General features: G+C 71.4%; 23 protein-coding genes. 14 read left to right on the forward strand and 9 right to left on the reverse strand.

What is annotated here, in order from left to right; translation table 11 throughout:
• Positions 1–2: 2 nt before the first annotated feature.
• The 8 genes from OG607_RS41455 to OG607_RS41490 all read right to left on the reverse strand — a co-directional run bounded on the left by OG607_RS41455 (position 3) and on the right by OG607_RS41490 (position 7,935).
• Positions 3–1,517 (reverse strand): ATP-binding protein, encoded by a 1,515-nt coding sequence (locus OG607_RS41455; protein WP_405734900.1) that lies wholly within the window; start codon positions 1,515–1,517, stop codon positions 3–5.
• 31 nt (positions 1,518–1,548) lie between these two features.
• Entirely contained in the window at positions 1,549–2,022 is a 474-nt protein-coding gene (locus OG607_RS41460; protein ID WP_405734902.1) for a DUF6238 family protein, read from the reverse strand.
• A gap of 92 nt (positions 2,023–2,114) precedes the next feature.
• Positions 2,115–2,696: a hypothetical protein gene (locus tag OG607_RS41465; RefSeq protein ID WP_405734904.1), complete on the reverse strand. Its 582-nt coding sequence runs from the start codon at positions 2,694–2,696 to the stop codon at positions 2,115–2,117.
• Positions 2,697–2,728: 32 nt separating this feature from the next.
• The gene (locus OG607_RS41470; RefSeq protein ID WP_405734906.1) at positions 2,729–4,195 is read right to left on the reverse strand and encodes an SCO6880 family protein; all 1,467 of its coding nucleotides are present in this window, start codon (positions 4,193–4,195) and stop codon (positions 2,729–2,731) included.
• An 85-nt stretch (positions 4,196–4,280) separates the two neighbouring features.
• Positions 4,281–5,645, reverse strand: coding sequence for an ATP-binding protein (locus OG607_RS41475; protein ID WP_405734908.1), 1,365 nt, complete (start codon positions 5,643–5,645; stop codon positions 4,281–4,283).
• Positions 5,646–5,663: 18 nt separating this feature from the next.
• On the reverse strand, positions 5,664–6,362 hold the full coding sequence (locus OG607_RS41480; RefSeq protein ID WP_405734910.1) for a hypothetical protein: 699 nt from the start codon (positions 6,360–6,362) through the stop codon (positions 5,664–5,666).
• Positions 6,362–6,679 carry a DUF6112 family protein gene (locus OG607_RS41485; protein WP_405737412.1) on the reverse strand — a complete coding sequence of 106 codons (318 nt, stop codon included), beginning with the start codon at positions 6,677–6,679 and terminating at the stop codon, positions 6,362–6,364. The genes OG607_RS41480 and OG607_RS41485 overlap by 1 nt, the downstream gene beginning before the upstream one ends.
• A gap of 146 nt (positions 6,680–6,825) precedes the next feature.
• Positions 6,826–7,935, reverse strand: coding sequence for a C40 family peptidase (locus tag OG607_RS41490; protein WP_405734912.1), 1,110 nt, complete (start codon positions 7,933–7,935; stop codon positions 6,826–6,828).
• A gap of 532 nt (positions 7,936–8,467) precedes the next feature.
• Here OG607_RS41490 and OG607_RS41495 point away from each other — a divergent pair.
• From OG607_RS41495 to OG607_RS41515, 5 genes are all read left to right on the forward strand, one after another.
• Positions 8,468–9,223, forward strand: a complete 756-nt coding sequence (locus OG607_RS41495; RefSeq protein ID WP_405734914.1) for a DNA-methyltransferase — start codon at positions 8,468–8,470, stop codon at positions 9,221–9,223.
• A gap of 226 nt (positions 9,224–9,449) precedes the next feature.
• A complete protein-coding gene (locus tag OG607_RS41500; RefSeq protein WP_405737414.1) occupies positions 9,450–9,998 on the forward strand; it encodes a DUF4913 domain-containing protein in 549 nt (182 codons plus the stop codon).
• Positions 9,995–10,480, forward strand: a complete 486-nt coding sequence (locus OG607_RS41505; protein ID WP_405734916.1) for a type II toxin-antitoxin system RelE/ParE family toxin — start codon at positions 9,995–9,997, stop codon at positions 10,478–10,480. The genes OG607_RS41500 and OG607_RS41505 overlap by 4 nt, the downstream gene beginning before the upstream one ends.
• A complete protein-coding gene (locus tag OG607_RS41510) occupies positions 10,477–11,130 on the forward strand; it encodes a DUF3631 domain-containing protein (protein WP_405734918.1) in 654 nt (217 codons plus the stop codon). The genes OG607_RS41505 and OG607_RS41510 overlap by 4 nt, the downstream gene beginning before the upstream one ends.
• Positions 11,124–11,699 (forward strand): GNAT family N-acetyltransferase, encoded by a 576-nt coding sequence (locus OG607_RS41515; protein WP_405734920.1) that lies wholly within the window; start codon positions 11,124–11,126, stop codon positions 11,697–11,699. The genes OG607_RS41510 and OG607_RS41515 overlap by 7 nt, the downstream gene beginning before the upstream one ends.
• Positions 11,700–11,704: 5 nt before the next feature.
• Here OG607_RS41515 and OG607_RS41520 read toward each other — a convergent pair whose 3' ends face one another.
• Positions 11,705–12,070 (reverse strand): hypothetical protein, encoded by a 366-nt coding sequence (locus tag OG607_RS41520; protein ID WP_405734922.1) that lies wholly within the window; start codon positions 12,068–12,070, stop codon positions 11,705–11,707.
• 88 nt (positions 12,071–12,158) lie between these two features.
• On the opposite strand from OG607_RS41520, the gene OG607_RS41525 reads away from it, so the two are divergent.
• The 9 genes from OG607_RS41525 to OG607_RS41565 all read left to right on the forward strand — a co-directional run bounded on the left by OG607_RS41525 (position 12,159) and on the right by OG607_RS41565 (position 17,903).
• Positions 12,159–12,347: a hypothetical protein gene (locus tag OG607_RS41525; RefSeq protein ID WP_405734924.1), complete on the forward strand. Its 189-nt coding sequence runs from the start codon at positions 12,159–12,161 to the stop codon at positions 12,345–12,347.
• A gap of 61 nt (positions 12,348–12,408) precedes the next feature.
• The gene (locus tag OG607_RS41530) at positions 12,409–13,134 is read left to right on the forward strand and encodes a hypothetical protein (RefSeq protein WP_405734926.1); all 726 of its coding nucleotides are present in this window, start codon (positions 12,409–12,411) and stop codon (positions 13,132–13,134) included.
• A 211-nt stretch (positions 13,135–13,345) separates the two neighbouring features.
• A complete protein-coding gene (locus tag OG607_RS41535; RefSeq protein WP_405734928.1) occupies positions 13,346–13,684 on the forward strand; it encodes an SH3 domain-containing protein in 339 nt (112 codons plus the stop codon).
• Between the two features lie 119 nt (positions 13,685–13,803).
• The gene (locus tag OG607_RS41540) at positions 13,804–14,262 is read left to right on the forward strand and encodes a hypothetical protein (protein ID WP_405734930.1); all 459 of its coding nucleotides are present in this window, start codon (positions 13,804–13,806) and stop codon (positions 14,260–14,262) included.
• Positions 14,263–14,273: 11 nt separating this feature from the next.
• Positions 14,274–14,723: a hypothetical protein gene (locus OG607_RS41545; protein ID WP_405737416.1), complete on the forward strand. Its 450-nt coding sequence runs from the start codon at positions 14,274–14,276 to the stop codon at positions 14,721–14,723.
• Positions 14,724–15,140 carry a hypothetical protein gene (locus OG607_RS41550; RefSeq protein ID WP_405734932.1) on the forward strand — a complete coding sequence of 139 codons (417 nt, stop codon included), beginning with the start codon at positions 14,724–14,726 and terminating at the stop codon, positions 15,138–15,140.
• Positions 15,141–15,172: 32 nt separating this feature from the next.
• Positions 15,173–16,060 (forward strand): winged helix-turn-helix transcriptional regulator, encoded by an 888-nt coding sequence (locus OG607_RS41555; RefSeq protein WP_405734934.1) that lies wholly within the window; start codon positions 15,173–15,175, stop codon positions 16,058–16,060.
• Positions 16,057–16,650, forward strand: a complete 594-nt coding sequence (locus OG607_RS41560) for a regulator (protein WP_405734936.1) — start codon at positions 16,057–16,059, stop codon at positions 16,648–16,650. The genes OG607_RS41555 and OG607_RS41560 overlap by 4 nt, the downstream gene beginning before the upstream one ends.
• Positions 16,647–17,903 carry an MFS transporter gene (locus OG607_RS41565; RefSeq protein WP_405734938.1) on the forward strand — a complete coding sequence of 419 codons (1,257 nt, stop codon included), beginning with the start codon at positions 16,647–16,649 and terminating at the stop codon, positions 17,901–17,903. Before OG607_RS41560 ends, OG607_RS41565 begins: the two co-directional genes overlap by 4 nt.
• The last annotated feature ends 35 nt before the right edge of the window (positions 17,904–17,938 follow it).

The raw sequence follows: 17,938 nt of genomic DNA on the forward strand, positions 1-17,938 counted from the left end.
GCTCAATGCATCCGGGCGTCGGTGTCGAACAGGGCGGCCTCGTGCGGGTGCAGGAGATGCTGCACGATGAAAGATCGTCCGGCGACACGCCACAGGCCGCGCCCGCGGTTGAGGTGGCCGATGGCGTCGGTCTCTACGGACGTCAGGCCCAACAGGTTAGCTGCGGCGTGGAGTTGGTCGGTTTCCTGGCGGTAGATGATGCGGGTGGAGCAGTCGGCGAGGAGGCCCTCGGCCAGGGCTCGTCCGCGGGATCCGGCGTCTCCGGCGGTGAGCAGGTCGGAGAGCCGGTGGATGACCATGAGGTTGGCGATGCCCAGACCTCGGGAGAGTTTCCACTGGGATTGCATGCGTTGCAGTAGGCCGGGGTGGCGCATGAGGCGCCAGGCCTCGTCGTAGACGATCCAGCGTCGGCCGCCTCCGGGGTCGGTCAGTGCTGATTCCATCCAGGCGGACGCGCAGGTCATGGCGAGGACGAGGGCGGTGTCGTCGCCGGAGCCGCCGAGGCGGGACAGGTCGATGGTGAGCATCGGCGAGTTGGGGTCGAAGCGCACGGTGGAGGGGGCGTCGAACATCCCGGCTAGATCGCCGTGGATGAGGCGGCGCATGGCGTGGGCGAGGTCGCGGGAGGCGTCGCCGAGGTGGCCGGACATCGCGCCGCCGGCGGCGTCGAGTTCGGTGGGGTTGTTGAGGGTGGCGGCGATGTCGCCGAGCAGCGGGGGGCGTCCGGCAGCAGCTGCGCGGGTGACTACGGCGTCCAGGGCCACGTCGAGGCCGGTGTGCTCCATCGGCATCAGGTCCCGTCCCAGCACGGTGCGGGCCAGGGAGCCGAGCAGCAGCAGGCGGCGCTTGCGGATCTCACCGGCCCAGTCGGCTTCGCAGACGCTGTTCGGGCGGGGCGCGGCATCCAACGGGTTGAGCTTGCCTGGCAGGCCGGGCCCGAGGGCGACGGAGGTGCCGCCGAGTGCGGAGGCGACGGGGGTCCACTCGCCTTTCGGGTCGCACGGGACGTAGACGCGGTATCCGAAAGCGACCGATCGCAGGGCGAAGCTTTTGGCGAGTGCGGACTTGCCCTGGCCGATGACACCGGCCAACAGGACGTTCGGGTTGGTGAAGCCGTCGACTTTGCCGTAGAGGGCGAACGGGTCGAAGCAGAAGGAGGCTTCGGCGTGGACGTCGCGGCCGATGTAGATGCCCTCGGCGCCGAGGCCGCCCTCGGCGAGGAAGGGGTAGGCGCCGGAGGCTGTGGCGGTGGTCATGCGGTGGGCGGGCAGGTTGAGCTTGTTGCCGCGGGCCGATGCGGGACCGGGCCGTCCGCTGGACGGGTAGAGGGGAAGGGGGATGTCGGCTTCGGCCGGTTCGTGTCCGGGCGGGTGGGCGGTGGTGTGGGTGCGGGCTTTGGCGGTGGCTTCGGCGAGTCGGCGGCGTGCGGCTTTGCGGCTGGCGCGGTCGGTGCCGGCCGGGGTGAACAGCGGGGATGCGGAGGCGCGGCGGGCGCGGCGTTCGGGCCGGTGGGTCATCGCAGGTGCTCGTTTCGGCGGTGCTGGCCGCTCACACGGTGTGGGTGGTGGAGTGGCCGTGGAGCGGGGTGTCCAGGTCGGCGGGGGTGGTCTGGCGGCGGATGGCGTGACCGGCGGCGAGGTGGCGCTGGCAGATGGTCACCATCGGTGGCCCTTCCGGCAGCCGCTCGGGATGGCACTGCGCGTCCTGGTCGGCGGGGTGCGCTGGGGGCAGGGTGTGGAAGGCGTCGTGCAGCGCGGCGGTGGCCTGCCACAGCCGGGTGTGCGCGGCGGCCAGGTGCCGGCCCGCGGTCGGGTGCGGTGGCCGGGTTGATGCGGCGAGCTGGTCGAGCAGCCGGTGCAGGGCGGTCAGGTGCGCGTGCAGCACGTCGAGATGGACGCGATCCGCAGGCACGGGCGTCGGTGGTGCCGCAGTGGGGGTGAGGGAACGGGTGTGGTGGCGCAGGCCGGCGGTGGCGGCACGCAGGTAGGGGTGCGCCTCGCCGACGATGGAGGAGGAAGTCAAAGAGAAGATCCTTCCTGCCAGAGCGGCAGGTCAGTGACAGGCGGTGCGCCCCGGTACCGCTGGAGGCCGGGTAGGGGTGTCGGGGCCTGTGGTCAGCGGGAGCGCTGGGGCGCTGGGCAGGGCGAGCCGGGGACCGGGAGCTGAGAGGCACGGCTGGATGCGGTGCGGTCGGCCAGGACCCGGGCTTGCTCGCGGCGCAGGTCGACGTACGACCCGGGCGCCGGGACACCGGCATGGCTCTGACCGGTCACGATCTCCGCGTCGCCGCGGGTGCCGACGCTGTCGTCCGGATTGCGGATGTCGTCCAGCCAGCGCCGGAACGAGGGCAGTTCGGCCAGACGGCAGTGGGCGTCGTCGAGATCGGTGCCGTTGACGACGAACAACCAGGGGCTCGCTCCCTCCGCGTGGCCGGGACCGTTGAGCGCGACGGTGAAGGCGCGGTGGGCGGGCACGGCGACGAGCAGTTCCATGCGTGCCGCGACGGTGTGGAGGACATCGCTGGCTTCCAGGGCCGTGCTGCGACGGGCTTCCTCGTAGGCGGCGTACCGTGCCTCGATCACCGCGCCGTCGGTGTCGCGGTGTTCGTCGAGCGCGGCCTGGTGGCGGCGGTGCATCTCCCGCAGCGGGTCAAGCAGTGCCTGGATCTCGTCGATGAGATGCCAGGCATCGGGCACGGTTGCATGGGCCGGGTTGTGGGCGGGGCCGGTCACAGGGCGGCCCTGGCGAGGGGCAGAGCCGCCAGGGTGAAGGCGTCGGGCTGCTGGAAATTCAGCCGGCGCAGGTCCACCTGGGCGGTGACGGCGGCGGTCTCGATCTGCGCACACGCAGCGTCGAGCAGAGCGTCGGTCTCCGCGGAAACGGTGAGGAGCCCGATCAGGGCGACGTCGGCGTGCCCGGCGATCAGCTGGCGTTCGCGGAGCTTGACGTCGGCGTACTCCACGGAGTCGGCTTCGGCATCGACCTGTCCTCGCCGGTGGCGCTCGTTGGCGTCGGCGATGATCGCGGCCTTCTTACGCTGCACCTCGCGCAGCGCCGACTCCAGGCCCTGGGGGACGTAGATCAGGGACAGGCTCCGCCGTACCCCGGCGGTGAACATCAGCCCGTGCAGGAAACCCGCGCTGGTTTCGGTGCGCGGCCAGTCCTCGACCCAGTAGGTCGCGTGCCGCGCGGAGTCGGTGATCAGGCGGTCGTACTCCTCGACCTGGACGACGGGCCCGGCCGCTGCCGGATCGGCCTCGGCCCGGCCGTTTGCGGACCACTGCTGGAGGCCGGAGAGCGACCCGGGGTCGTAGGCGGTGCGGATGACGGCGGCGATCTCGCGGGCGGTGAGCCAGCCGGTCACCATCAGCCCGGCGCTGCGGGCGGCCTGCGCGATGGAGGAGGTCGTCTGCGCCAGCACCATGAACGCCCCCGGCAGGCCGCCGCCGGCCTGGCTGATCAGCCGCTTCGCCGCCTTCAGGTCCAAGGAGATTGCGAGATACGCCTCGTGCGGGGCGGCGGCCGGGCCAGCGGATGCGACAAGGTCGGCATACACCTGAGCGGCGACCGGGGTTTCGGGTCGGCCCTGCTGGGCCCAGTGGCGGGCCAGGGTGTCACCAGAGTCCGGCACCGTGCGCTCCAGCACCTGCACGGTGGCGATGTGCCCCGTGCGGGCGATCCCCGCGAGCGCGCGGCCCCAGCCTTGGACGTTGTGGTTCTGGGTGGCGGGGTCCAGTAGGGCGAACGCGCGGGAGGAGACGCGGGCGACGGCGGTCAGGGTCTGGGCGCGCGGGTCGTGCACGGAGCCGGCCTGGGAACCGGCCGGGGTCACCACCCGCAGCGAGGCAGTGGTGCCGGGCAGATGCAGCAGGCCGTCCTGCCGAGGGCGGGAGACCGGCCGGGCCAGCCACAGCGTCTGCCCGGTACGGCGCCGGTGGGCGTAGCGCGCGACGATCGGTGCCCAGTCGATCAGTGAACGTCCGTGGCGGCGGATGGCCACCAGGGCGGCGACTGCCGCCCACAGGGGCGTGAGGACGATGGCGCCGATGAGGCCGGTGCTGATGACCGTGACCAGTAGCAGGGCCAGCGCGCCGGAGACGAGGAGGAGTTGGGGCAGGGACAGGCCAAGCAGGATGCCGCGCCGGGACCGGTGCGGGAATTTGACGGTGAGCGGGGTGACGGAGGGTGCAGACAAGGGGCCGTTCCGAAGGCGGGGCGGTGGCGGGGGCGGGACACGCCAGCGATGGCATGGCGGGTCCCGCCCCGGGTGTCGGGGAAGGTCAGAGACCGGTGGGCGAAGGCGGCGGCGTTGCCGGGCTGCTCACCGGGCCGGCGGAGTCCTGGGCCGGCGGGGCGCCCTGCGGAGGGGGCGTCGGGGCGCCGGCCGCGGTGACCGACATCCATCCGCCGCTCGGCTCCGCCGGCGATCTGGAACCGCCTTGACCGGGAGCACCGCCGAGGTGGCCGCTGGTGTCCTGGTCCGCACGGGTCGGCGGGGGCTGCACGGCCTTGTCCAGAGTGTTCTTCACCGTGCTCGAACCAGACCCACCCGTGTCGCCGCTGTCCTGGCCGCCCTGCCCGTCACTGTTGGTGGGGTTGGCGGCGATGTCGCCGGGGAACCCGCCGGGCACGGAGTCGGGGCCCTGGGGGGCGGCGCCCGCTCCGGCTGCCGCGCCGCCGGTTCCGGCGGTGGCCGCCATGGCGGCGGCCTTGCGGCCGGCGCGTTCGGCGTGCTGGCGGGCGAGCTGCGCACCGGCGCCGCCGGCACGGTGGAGCGATTCGCCGTCCGATCCCTCGGCGGCCCAGTGCACGAACTTGAAGGTCGCGTACGGGCACAACAGGACCAGGACCATGATGACGATGCCGGACATGACGTCGGCCAGCGCTCCGAGGCCGTCCTTGGGCGTTGTCTTGCCCATGGCGGAGATGCCGAGGAGGAAGATGATCGTCATCAGCAGCTTGCTGACCACCAGGGTGGCGGTGGCTTCGATCCAGCCCCGGCGCCACCTGCGGGCGGCCTCCCAGCCACCGCCGGCCCCAGCGAAGATCGCCAGGGTGACCAGGACGAGGATGCCGACCTTGCGGACCATCATCACGCACCAGTACAGGAAGGCGCCGACCGCGGCGACCAGGGCGGTGATGGCGGGGACCATCCAGCCGAGTTCAGTCATGGCGCCGATCTCGGAGACGGCGACGATGCGCCGTACCGCGTCCTGGATGGAGGAGCCCGATGCCTTGAACAGTCCGTCGCTCAAGGCATCGACGACTTCGATGGCCACCGTGGTCATGGCGATGGCGGAGAAGGAGAAGATGACGCCCATGGCGGTGCCGGTGAAGGCCTGGGTGAGGGCCTGCCCGTCGCGTTTGACGGCGGCACGAATCAGCTGGGCGCAGAAGGTCGCGACCAGCAGGATCAGCCCGATCGGCAGCAGCAGCTCGTAATTGTCGCGGAACCACCCGGCGTTGAGGTCCACCTGGGTGGTGGCGTTGACGGCGTCGGCGGCGAGGTCGGCTGCCGCGGCTGCCAGTTCGCCGCAGCTCTTGGCGATCCAGCTGCCGATGGCCTTGCCCGGGTCGGTGGCGAAGTCGATCGCGTCGGCGGCGTCGCAGATCTGGCCGGCCACGGGAATGGAGCAGAAGTCCACTAAGTGGTGCCTCCTTGTCTAGGGGCGTGGCGGGTCAGGGGGCGACCACGGGGCGATGGAGACTAGGGCGCAGTCGTGGGAGGGCCGGCACTGCACGGCGAGGGTGATCGAGCGTTCCTCGGCCCCGTTGCCGCCCTTCTTCCAGGCGATGTGCTGCTTGCCGGTGACCGTGACGGCGTAGATGTACGCCGTGGTGATCGCGGTCGGGTCCTCGGCCAGGGCCTGCTTGAACGCGGACGGGAAGTGCGCCTCAGTGACGCTAGCAGTGGCGTGCTGGTCGTTGTCGGCCATCCGCGACCACAGCACCGGATCCGGCACCTGCGCGCTGATCGAGGACCAGTCGGTGTACTTCGTCTCCGCCGTCATCCACGCGTTCATGCCGGCGAGCTGCTCGTCGCGGCTGGCGGTGCGGGAGTCGTAGGACCACAACATCGCCGCGGCGGCCTTGGCGTAGGCGAGAGGATCGGCGATCTGCGGGGGCGCGGGTACCGAGCTCGATGAGGGGGCCGGCCTTGTCGTCGCCTCGGACGGCGACGCGTTGGTCGTGGCGGTGGGCGAGCCGGTGTCGTGGCGCTGGTCGCTGCGGCCGGTGAACCACGCGGCAAGCCCGGCGACGGCGAGCAGCCCGGACAGGACGAGCGCGACGATCAGGATGCGGCGGTTGGCCGACCAGCCGGCGCCGTAGCCGGACAGGGAGATGCTGAGTCGTTTCCGCATCAGTGGACCTGCGTCCCCAGGGCGGAGAAGAAGGCGACGATGCCGTTGGCGGCGCCGAGTCCGAGTGCGGCGCCGGCGGCTACGACGGCGCCCTTCTTGCCGTTGGCCTCGGCCTGGTGGCCGCCGGTGTGGTGGCCCCAGGCCCACACGCCCAGCGAGACGGCCAGCGCGCCGACGACGGCGACGATGCCGAACAGGTTGATCGAGTTGACGACGCTGCGGAGCACGTCGAGACCGGGCAGGCCACCACTCTTGGGAGATATGCCGGGGTCGAAGGCGATAGTGATGATCGGGTGGTCGGACAAGGGCATGGGTATGGCGGAACTCCTTGCAGGCGCACGACCGACAGGCCGTGCGGAAGGGAGAAGAAAGAAGGGGGTAGCGGCACTCGCGCCGCAGGGGGAATGCCTGCCGGTTCGGTCCGCCCGGCGCTGCGCCGGGCGGACCACCGGGCGCCGGGGAGTTAGGACACGATGCGGCGGGCGGCGAGGATCTGCCAGTCCTTGATCGGCTCGATCCGGACCACGCTGCCGGTGTGCGGCGCGGCGATCACCAGACCCGATCCCATGTACATGCCGACGTGATCCGGAGCCGCGGCGGTGCCCTCGGTGAACAGCAGGTCACCCGGCTTCAGGTGCTTGACGGAGACCGGATTGCCTTCGTGTACCTGGGTCTTCGTGGTGCGGGTGAGCGGGACGCCAGCGGCGGCGTAGGCCAGCTGCATGAGGCTGGAGCAGTCGCAGCGGCCCATCGGATCGACACCGTGGGAGTCGGTGCAGCTGCCGCCCCACTGGTAAGGGGTGCCAAGCTGACCCATCGCCCAGCGCAGCGCCGTACGCACTGTCGCCGGGGCGTCTTTGGGGATGCTGTATCCGGCCGGGACGGTGCCGGCGGGGATCGTGCCGAACGCGGAACCGTCCTCGCTGGCCGTGCAGCCGGTGTCGCCGGTGCTGGCGCCGGTGTTCCCGGTATCGCTGGGGAGGATCTTGACGATGGCCCTCTGCAGAGCATCGGCGAGGTCTTCCCACTGCGCGTACGCGCCGGGAAGGGCGGACTTTTGGACGGCCTGTGCGGCCTGGGCGACGGTCAACTGCTGCCAGCCGTCCACGGCGAGCAGCGCGGTGTAGAACTTCGTGCTCGCGTACACCGGGTCGCGGATCTGCTCTGGGGTGCCCCAGCCCTGGCTGGGGCGCTGCTGGAACAGGCCCAGGCTGTCGCGGTCGCCGTAGTTGAGGTTGCGCAGCCGGGATTCTTGCAGTGCGGTGGCGAGGGCGACGATCCGGCCGCGTGCGGGCACCTTGAGTGCGATGCCGGTGGCGACGATGGTCTTGGCGTTGGGGATCTGTTCGTCGGGCAGGTCCAGGCCCTCGACGCGGATGTTGGTGTCGGTGCCCTTGCCGCCGAGGATCGAGGCGACCTGCTGGGCGACGGCCTCAGTGTCGATGTCCGCGCCGCCGGTGGTGCAGGAGGCGTTCTGGGCGGCGCTGGTTGTGGCCGCGGCGATCGCTGCGGTTCCGGCGAGCAGGAGAGGGGCGAGGCAGAAGACGCCGATGACGGCGGCTACGCCCTTCAATCCGGCCCGCCTCCCGGCAGGCGGTGGGCCGTCGGCGGCCGGTCTTCAGGCAGGTCAGAGTAGGGGTGCGTCACAGCGGGGGTGTCCTTGGAAGTGAAGCCCAGGCCGCGCGGTACGCAGGGGTGGAAAGGTCGCGGCGGCCGGTGGTGGGTGAATCGGGGCCCTGGGGCACGGGCGCGAGTTGCCTCCCGCGCTCTGGTGCGGCGGCGCCTCAGGGGTGCTGGGACAGGGGGAATCTCCACGGAGGCGTGATCGGGGATTGGGCCATCGGCGGTGTTCGCCGGGCAGTTCCACAACAGTAAGCGGCGATCCCCGGTTGGAGAAATAGCTCCTCATCAAGGCCTGGTCTCCGGTGCTTTCCGGCGGCGACACGGCTCAACCGGGGATCGTGCCCTACAGTTTTTGCTCCTCCCCTCGCACCCCTGCCTTGCGGCCTGCGGCCACCGTCATGCCCGCATTCGGCCGGTGGGGCTCACACAGCGAGCCGGAGCGCTTCTCCCTCTCAACTCCCGACCCGAATTGGGGTACCCCTTTGCCTTTTTCCCTGCACCAGGGTGACGCGCTGAGCGTCCTGGCCACGTTGCCGGATGACTGCGTGGACTCCGTCATCACCGACCCGCCGTACAACTCCGGTGGCCGCACCGCCAAGGAGCGCACATCCCGCACGGCGCGGCAGAAGTACACCTCCGCGGACGCCGGGCACGAGCTGCCGGACTTCACTGGCGAGAACATGGACCAGCGGTCGTACGGGTTCTGGCTCACCCAGATCATGACCGAGGCGCACCGGCTGACGAAGCTCGGCGGGACGGCGCTGCTGTTCACGGACTGGCGCCAGCTGCCGGTCACCAGCGATGCGATCCAGGCCGCCGGCTGGCTGTGGCGCGGCGTCCTGGCCTGGCACAAGCCGCAGGCCAGGCCCCAGAAGGGACGCTTCACCCAGAACTGCGAGTTCATCGTCTGGGCGTCCAACGGGCCGATCGACGCGTCCCGTAACACGGTCTACCTGCCCGGCCTGTACTCGGCCTCGCAGCCCTCGGGCAAGAACCGGCAGCACATCACCCAGAAGCCGGTGGAGGTGATGCGCGAGCTCGTGAAGATCTGCCCGCCGGACGGCACCGTCCTGGACTTCTGCGCCGGATCCGGCTCCACCGGCGTGGCAGCCCTGCTGGAGGGCCGCGACTTCATCGGCGTGGAGAAGACCAAGCACTACAGCCAGGTCGCAGAAGAGCGACTGATGCAGACCATGCAACAGACGGTCTCCCAGGACGACTTCATTCTGTCCGCCTGAACCGGCCCGCTGTGCGGCGCGGTGCGGGGGCTTTATAGCAGGCAATCCCCGGTTAGCGAAACCGGGGATCCTGCGGATGGTTGGAGCCGCAATTGATGACTAGCTGCGGCTGCAAGGAGACCCATTCGTGCCTGAATCCATAGACCCCCGCGACGACGGGGAAATGGAACCGATCCGGCTGCCGGACTCCAACCTGGAAAGCATCGAGGCGAGCGTCCGCAAACTGCTGGACCAGTCGGCGGAACAGGCGAGGCAGCTCGACAGTCTGGCCTCCGCCCCTGCACCGTCGCCCTTCGCCGCGTTCGGAATGCCAGCTCTGCCCGGCATGCCGCCGCAGCCTGTGCCGCCGGAGCCGCGCCCGATCCTGGAGCTTCGGGGCGAGGAGTACGAGAACGAGCTGGACAGCCTGTCGGACTGGGTGGACGACTTCCTCATGGCCGCCTACGGCGCGGAGGTCACCACCTCCGCGCCGTGGTGCGACCGGTGGCAGGAGCACGATGACGTCGTGGCCTGGCTGCACGCGTTGTGGATGGCCTACGAGCAGCACAAGGACCCCGAGGCGGGCCTGTCCGGGTTGTTCGTGTGGCACAGGGACTTCCTCACCCACGCCCTGGCCGCCGTCCGCGCCCCGGGCGGGCCGCTGTCGGCGTGCATGACCGACCCAGACCGGCCCGCCCACCGCCTGCTGCCCGGCCCCAAGCCCTCCACCCGCTCGGCGAACACCGACCCCGAAGGGCCGCAGGACACCGAGGACCCGGGCGAGGACACCGCATGACCGGCCACGGGCAGCACCCGGCGTTCGGCCTCAGCTTCGACCCCCGCGCCCTCACTGACCTGCTCCGGGCTCCCGGCGACATCCGGGACCTGGCCCTGGCCCAGCTCCAGGACGTCGTCAACGCCGAGTTGTTCGGCGGCAAGCTGACCGGCGACTTGGCGGGTTACCGCAAGATCTACATCGACTCGCGCAACGCGTGGCGCATCGTCTATGCCCAGCGCCCGGCCCCGGCGAACTCCACCCACCGCACCGAGATCCACGTGGTGGCCGTACGCCAGCGCGCCCAGCACGACGTGTACGACACCGCCCGCTCCCGCCTGGGTATCACGCGGCGCCCGATGAGCGCGCTCACCCACGCCGCCCGCGCCCGTTCCCCGCAGCTGGGCACGCAGCGGCCGGTCCCCAAACCGGCTCCGCCCTACGCGACGCCGGGCCTGCCCCACCCCGCACTGTCCCCGAATCCGAAGGGTCTCCTTCGTTGACCACGACGTTCCCCACCCTCCTGGACACCCTCGCCGCCACCGTGCTGGATACCGAGCCGCCGAAGGAGAACCCCCACCACCGCGCCCTGCTGGACACCTTCGTCGAGATTCAGCACCTCGACCAGCAGCTCCTCGACCTGGCCGGCGCGGACCGCCCCGCAGGTGCCAGCGCCGTCGAGCAACTGGAACAGCTCACCGACCTGATCGTCGAACGCCTCGCCGCCGGGCACGAACTCACCCGGCTGCTGTCCACCGCCTGCTGCTGCACCGGCACCGGCACCGGCACCGGCACCGGCACCGACGCCGAGGACGGGGACGGGGACGGGGACGGGGACGGGGCCGAGGACCTGCTGTTCTGTCCCAGTGGCCGTCGGCAGACCGGCAGCATCGTGCAGGCCTGCCTTGAGGTCTTCGCCGACCTCGGCGACGAGGACGCCGTAGCGTCCGCCGACCTGGTGGCCGTGCTGCGGCACCTGCCGGGGGTAGCCGAGGGCCGCTGGCGCTACGCCGAGCTCACCCAGGCACGCCTCGCCCAGCTCCTGGCCCCGTACGAGGTCTCCACCCGGGACGTCACCCTGCCCGACGGGCGCCGCCGCAAGTCCTACCGGCGCGGCGCACTGCTCGCCGCCCTGCAGAGCTGCTCGTGCTGACCCAACCCGCCCTCGCCGGGACACGTCCCGTAACCGAAGCTGACTGGCATCTGATCGAAGCGTTTCACCGGAACTGTTCGCCGGCCAACCTGGTACGCCGCTGGGGCCGTACGCACATCAACCGCCGCGGCCTGTCCCGGCTGCTGGCCCAGGGGGACTGCTGGATCACCCTTGACGCCGACGGTATCCCTGTCGCCCTGGCCTCCATCGGCCCTGTCAGCCGCGAGCCGGGCGTCGTCGACCTCGGACTGCAGGTCGCCGACGCCCATCAGCGCCGCGGCATCGGCACCGCGCTGGCCCGGCACGCCGCCGATCACGCCCGTGCCCGAGGTGCCCACACCCTGACCGCGTACACGGAGGCGTCGAACGAGCCGATGCTCCGGCTCCTGCACCGCCTCGGCCCGAGCCGGCACACCCGTGACGGTGCGCAGGTCGACGTCCGTATCCCCCTCGACTCTCCTGACCCCCGCTGCCGGACAGGCTCCGTGACACCCACCCCGAGGAGCCCGGTTCTCCATGTCCTCCACCTCTTCTGCGGCCTCGGTGAAGAAGGCGCTGACGGCTCTTGATCACCTCATCGAGGCCGGCCGTGGGCCACAGCGTCGACCAATTGTGGGAGCACCGCGACCGCGATCTCCTCGACGAGCCGCGCACCCGCCTGGCCGACGCCCACCGCAGCCTCGTCCAGGCAGAGACCTCGGTGACCTTCCACCGGGTCCTGCTCCACCGCCTGTCCAGCGGGGAGTTCCCCGTCGACCAGGCCCTGTTCGCGCGCATCGACCGCACGGTCGAGCAACTGACACAGGCAGCGGCCACCCGCGACGAACGCCAGAGAAAAGTCCTGGCCGCCCTGGAGCCCGTCGAGGCCGCCGCCCGCGCCCAGGCCCCGCGCGGGGGCGGCTGCGCTGTCCGCGCCGGACTTCGCGGCGCTGCTGGCCATTGCTCAGGGAGCCAAGCTGCACGAGCACCTCCTCACGCAGCGGCTGTCGCTCGTCACCGCCTCCGGAACCCGCGTCCCCTACAGCACCTTGCAGCGCCTGGAAGCGACCGGCCTCGTCGTGCGCGACACCTCCCATCCGGTCCACGCCGGACAGCCCGTCACCCTCACCGACGCCGGCCGCACCAGCCTGGCCGGCTCCCACCCCACGGGCATGGCCGCCAGCGCACCCGCACCGCGGACCGGGACCTGGCCGTCCCCAACCCGCTCCCGCCGCTAACCGGCAGGACCAGCTCTGCGCCGCTGCCGAGCGGTTCGCCATCTCCCACCCGAAAGTCCCGATGCCCCAAGCCGAACCGGATCTCCGCCTCGACGGATACGAGGCCGTCAACGCCCGTGTCGAGGAGACCTTCTGGCAGCACATCGCCATCAACCTGGACATGCTCACCGTCCTCGCCAAGCATCACACCGACGGTGACCAGCACAGTTACTACGTCCTCCACAACGGGGCCGTGACCTGGGGAACCCCGGGTGACCCCCAGCTCGTCGCCCTCCACCTGCAACGCGACCCCGCGGCCCGTACCTTCCGCTTCCAGCACGCGACGCTGCCCCTGCCGGCGATGGCCCAGTCCTGGCTGATCGCCCGCGGCTGCCCAACGGACGCCATCCGCCTTCCGCCGGGCATGGGCACCAGCCCCGCGGACGGCGCCACCAGAGCGCTCGAAGAGCGTCTGATGAGCGACGGAGACCACTTCGCCCTGATCACCAGCTACACCGACGACACCTCGGCCCTACCGGAGACCACCGTGTTCCTGCGCGCCCTGGACGAGCGGGCACCGCTGCCATTCCGTGTGCTGCTGGAGGAAGTCGACGTCGAGGCAGGGACACACACGCTGCGGGAAGGCGGCTTCACCACCTTCGAAGCCGCCACCCATTGGTGGGAGAACCACTGGGCGGGCGAAGCCCTCCCCCTGCCGATCGCTCCGCCGCAGACGCGTCACTCATCCCTGCCCGCGCCGCCGGCACGTCCCGCCCCTGCGACACCGCCGCGACGTCCAACCCGCTGAACCGCTGCTCGAACTGCCGCTCAGAGCCAGCGAGTTCATGCTCGGCGATGACGTTCTCGTACCGAACCGGTGTGCAGGACGGCCGGAACGTAGCAGGCCATCCCCGGTTAGCGAAACCGGGGATTGTCCGGACTCTTGAATTCACCCCGCACGACAATCGCCCGGGGCATCCCGCAATTCCCACCCCCATTGGCATGGAGGCCAATTCCTCATGCGCTCCTCTCGAATAGCCGTCTCTGTCGCCGTCCTCGGCGCACTCTCCCTCCCGCTCGTCTGCGCCACCACGGCCAGCGCTGCTCCGGCCACGGTCGCGTCGGTCACCCTGGCCTGTGAGCAGCCCGGACCGTGGGTGATCGGCACGAAGGCCGTCACGATCCGCGCCAAGGCAACCACCAAGTCCAAGGCCGTCGGCATCCTCTACCGAGGCCACAAGTTCACCGTCCACAAGACCAGCGGCAACTGGCACTACATCACCGACAAGACCACCGGCGTCAAGGGCTGGGTTTCTGGCACCTACGTCTACCGCGACGTCCGCATGTGCCTGGACTAACCGCCATCCGGCCTCAGCGGGCCGCATTCCCGCGCGGCTGAATTCACCTATCCGGGCGGGACATGCATTCCGCCCGCTGCCAGCCCCTCACCCGAATCCGCAGCAGAGGAGATGTGTTTGTGCCCGACTACGCCGACGATGTGACGGGCGTCCTCACCGAGCAGATCGAAGCCCACTTCCACATGAGCCTCGACGAACTGCGCCGGGCTGTGGCGGTGGCGCCGCAGGCCAACAGCGAGGCCACGCAGGTCGTCCACTGGCACGGCCTGCTCACTCAGGCCCAGGGGCTACTGGACCGGGCTGAGGACGACCTCCTCGCCGCCCTCAGCACCGAGCCCGGCGAGCTCGACGACCCCGCGATGGATCTCGCCCACCGCGTGAACGCGGCCGTCACTACCCGCGACGGACGCGCCATGGTCGTCCGGTACCTCCTCGACCCGGACGCCCCCGGCAAGCCAAGCCCCGGCCCCGGTCGGGCCGCCGCTGGGCAGGCGGCCCGACCGGCGCCGGCCTTGCAGACCAGCCCTGCGGCACGCCCCGCCGTTGCGACGGTCCCGGCCAAGGTGGTGACGCGGTGAGCGTGACCGCCATGCCCACCAGCCAGGACACCGTCCTCGAAGCGGCCTTCGGAGCTCCCGTCCCCGCGCTGTACGAGACCGTGACCGATCCCGAGGCGCCCGCTGCGCTGCGCAGGGCACTGGAGCTGCGCTCGTTCTTGGCGATAGCCGAGGAGCAGGTCGCCCGGGTCCGCGACCGGGTCCACGCAGCGACCGCCGCCGACGGCGACATGGATGAGCTGTCTGCTTCCAACCTGCGGTTCGACGCCCAATGGATGGAGGCGGCGCTCAACGCCCGCGACGGATACCGCACCGCGCTCGGCGAACTGCTGCGCACCATGCCCCCGCCTGGCCCGGAGCGCGCCCGGCCGGTGCAGTTCACCCAGCCGAAGATCACCACCGCCCTACCCCCTGCTGCCCCCGCCACCCCGGCACCCGCGCGTGCCGGGGCGGCGCGGCCCCCGACCGTGAAAGCCCACTGATTGCCCACCACCGCCCAGAGCGTCGCCGAGCGCATCGAGGACCTGTACGGACAGCCGCTCGCCGCACTCGAAGCCCACGCCGACGCCAACCCGCGCGGCAGCATGCTGGCCGCCCTCCTCGGCAGCCACAGCGACCTTCACCTCGCCGAGCGCACCATCGACTTCCAGCTCCAGCGGCTGCGGCAACTGGCCGCCCCCGAACGCGAGATCGGCCCCTACGACGCCGGTCACATCCTCGACTGCGCCCGCCGCATCGCCCAGTCCGTCGCCGTGCGTGACGCCCACGCCAAGGGCATGAACGCCGTTCTGCAGAGCCTGCACCGCGTCCCCGCCCCGGACACCCACCCCCCGGCGCCGTCGGCCCCGCCCGCCGTACCGGAGCCCACCGCGGCGGCTGCCGCTTCCCGTACGCGCTGACCCGCCTGCCGCCCTGTCCCAGGAGTTCCCCTTTGGCCACCACCGGTCTGCCCCAGACCTCCGCCGATCTGCCGCGCGTCACCGAATCGCTGACGATGATCAGCCCGCGCTGGAGCGTGTGGGTGCTGATGACGCTGTCCGCCCAGCCGCTTCGCTACACGCAGATCAAGACGAAGCTGCCGTGGCTGGCCGACGGCCAGCTCCACCCCAGGCTCCGCAAGCTCACCGACGCCGGCCTGGTCGAGCGCACCCAATACGCCTCCCGGCACGTCACCTACGGCCTCACCGAGCGCGGCGCCGACCTGATGCCCGTCCTGACCGTGATCGCCGCCTGGGGCAACACCCACCTGGACAAGGACATCGTCCTCAACCAGGCCACCGGCGAACACGCGCCCGAGCACATCGCGCCGGCCCAGAACATCGAGGACACCCTCGCCCTGCTCACCCCCCGACACGCCACCGCCATCCTGTGGACACTGCAAGCCCGCGGCGCTACCAGCGCCAAGTCCCTGGCGGCCGTCGCACTGCCCGACTACGGCCTGAGCGCCATCTATCCGCCGCTGCGGCAGCTGACCGACGACGGGCTCGTTGAATCCACCGGCGCGGAGGCGACCTTCCAGCTCTCCGCGCATGGCCTCGCTCTGGCTCCGCTCTACCGGTCGATGTCGGCGTGGGCAGCCGGACGCCCGCTCGCCGACGCAGATCACCACCCGGTATGGGGGCAGGACCCGGCCCCGTCCCGGACCGAGCCGGGCACCTGGATCACCAACCAGTCGCGCCTGTCGGCAGCCCCGGCCTCCACCCCGGCCGCCCCGGTCCTCCCCGCGCAGCCTCCCGTCGCCAAGTGGAAGGCGGGCGACCTGTTTTCGCACCGGATCCCCGCCCGCACCGTCGCCCCGGCTGGGGGGCACGGCCGATGAACCGTCCCGAGACCCTCAGCGTCGAGCAGCTGACCCGTGCGGTCGGTGTGCTGTCCCATAGGGGTCTGATCCGGCTGGTCAGCGAGATCGACGACAACGGTCCCATCCCGCGCCTCATGCTCACCCGGACCTTCCCCGACCTCACGCCGCACCAGATCAGTCACGGACTGGCGACAGCCCGCGCCCATGGGCTCCTACGGGCCGGGCAGCACGCCGGAGCCCCCTGCCACCAGCTCACCGAGGCCGGCACCGAGCTGGCCGAGGTGTACGAGGTGGCCACGCGCTGGGCCCGCGCCCACCACTTCCCGGCCCGCGACGGCGACTTCCTCACCCGCGTCCAAGCAACCCTCACGCTCCTCACCCAGGCGCCCGTTCTCGCCGCCCTCACCGGCGAAGCACACGACACGGTGGCCACCGGCGCGGCTCAGCGCGTGATGGACGGGCTGCTGCCGGACACCGAGGCCGTGATCGCTCTGCGCCGGCCGTGGACGGCGCTGTCCCAATGGATCAACAGCAACCCGTCCATCCCTGCGACAACCCCACGCCGTCCTGCCCGCACCGCGCTGGCGGAACCGGGGCTCGCTGCGTGAGATCAGGCTCGAAACCGCGGCCGGTCCACCGTCCTGCCGCCGGTCTGCTGCGCGCCATCTACCTGCCCCGCAGCGCCGATGCCGCGGCGTTCGCCATGGCCACCTACACCATCCCGATGCTGGTCCTGGCGACCACCGGCAGCGCCGCGCTGACCGGCCTGGCCTTCATGCTGGAATGGATCCCGCGCCTGATGGCATTCGGCCTGGCCGGGGCCGTGGTGGACCGGTACGGCACGATCCGTGTCTTCCGCCTCGCCTCCGTAGCCAGAGCCGTCGTGGTCGGTATCGCCGCCGTGGCCCTGGCCTGCGCGGACGGCACGCTCGCGGGGACCGTCACGGTGATGCTGCTGGCCGCCATCGTCGGCACGGTCACGGAGTTCTCCTACATCGCGACCGAGACGGCCGGCGCGGTGGCCAGCCGGGAGGATGGCGAGCGCGCGCACCGCGTTCAGTCGGTGCTGCTGGGCATCGACCAGGTCGCCGCGTTCGCCGGACCCGCGCTCGGCGGTCTGCTGCTGCAAGGGGCCGGCCCGACCGCCCTGCTCGCCACCATCGGAACGGTGTCCGCGCTCGCGGCGCTGCTGGCCCCTCAGCTCGCCGAAGCCCGCCCGGACCCGGCCCCCGTGCCGGTGGTCCAGGGCCTGCGGACCGGCTGGTCGACGCTGCGGTCGCTGCCGACCCTGGCCTGGCTGGTGGCCGGGCTGGCGATCTCCAACCTGGTGACCGCCACACTTCAGGCCGCCGCCCCCGTGACGGTCGTGCAGCGATTCGGGTACTCCAGCGCCTCGACCGGCCTGGTCTGGACGGCCGCCGCAGCAGCTTCCCTGCTTACCGTCGCCGCCTGCCGATTCGCGATCGACTGCTGGGGTCTGTGGCCGGTCGGCGCCCTGGCCGCCACGGTGGCCACGGGTGCGGGCCTGGCCGTCGCCCAGGCCCGCACCTACCCGGCCTACCTGGTGCTGGTCGCCATCCTCATGGCCGGCGAGGGCGGCATGACCGTGGTCCTGCGCACCCTGCGCTCCCGCCTGGTCCCACCGGCGGTGTTCGGCAGCACCCTGGCACTGACGATCCTCATCATCCTCATCCCGCTTCCCCTGGCCGGCGCCCTGGTCGCCCTCACGCCACCCGCCGCCCTCGGCCACATGATCACCGCGTGCGCCGTCCTGCAAGGCCTCGGCCTGGCCGCCGCGTTCACCCGGCTGCGCACCGACCCCGCCCTGCGCCCCGCACCCGCCGCCTCACCGGTCCGCTGACCGCCCGCTTCCCCCTTTCCCCGTATGGAGTGGTC

This window comes from Streptomyces sp. NBC_01537, assembly GCF_045040445.1.
Taxonomy (GTDB): domain Bacteria; phylum Actinomycetota; class Actinomycetes; order Streptomycetales; family Streptomycetaceae; genus Actinacidiphila.

Bases quoted from the DNA above. Each gene is read 5' to 3' on its own strand.
- OG607_RS41560 (WP_405734936.1), top strand. From the start codon at position 16,057: ATGAACCGTCCCGAGACCCTCAGCGTCGAGCAGCTGACCCGTGCGGTC.
- OG607_RS41505 (WP_405734916.1), top strand. From the start codon at position 9,995: ATGACCGGCCACGGGCAGCACCCGGCGTTCGGCCTCAGCTTCGACCCC.
- OG607_RS41520 (WP_405734922.1), bottom strand. From the start codon at position 12,070: ATGGCCAGCAGCGCCGCGAAGTCCGGCGCGGACAGCGCAGCCGCCCCC.
- OG607_RS41480 (WP_405734910.1), bottom strand. From the start codon at position 6,362: ATGCGGAAACGACTCAGCATCTCCCTGTCCGGCTACGGCGCCGGCTGG.
- OG607_RS41545 (WP_405737416.1), top strand. From the start codon at position 14,274: ATGCCCACCAGCCAGGACACCGTCCTCGAAGCGGCCTTCGGAGCTCCC.
- OG607_RS41535 (WP_405734928.1), top strand. From the start codon at position 13,346: ATGCGCTCCTCTCGAATAGCCGTCTCTGTCGCCGTCCTCGGCGCACTC.
- OG607_RS41455 (WP_405734900.1), bottom strand. From the start codon at position 1,517: ATGACCCACCGGCCCGAACGCCGCGCCCGCCGCGCCTCCGCATCCCCG.
- OG607_RS41530 (WP_405734926.1), top strand. From the start codon at position 12,409: ATGCCCCAAGCCGAACCGGATCTCCGCCTCGACGGATACGAGGCCGTC.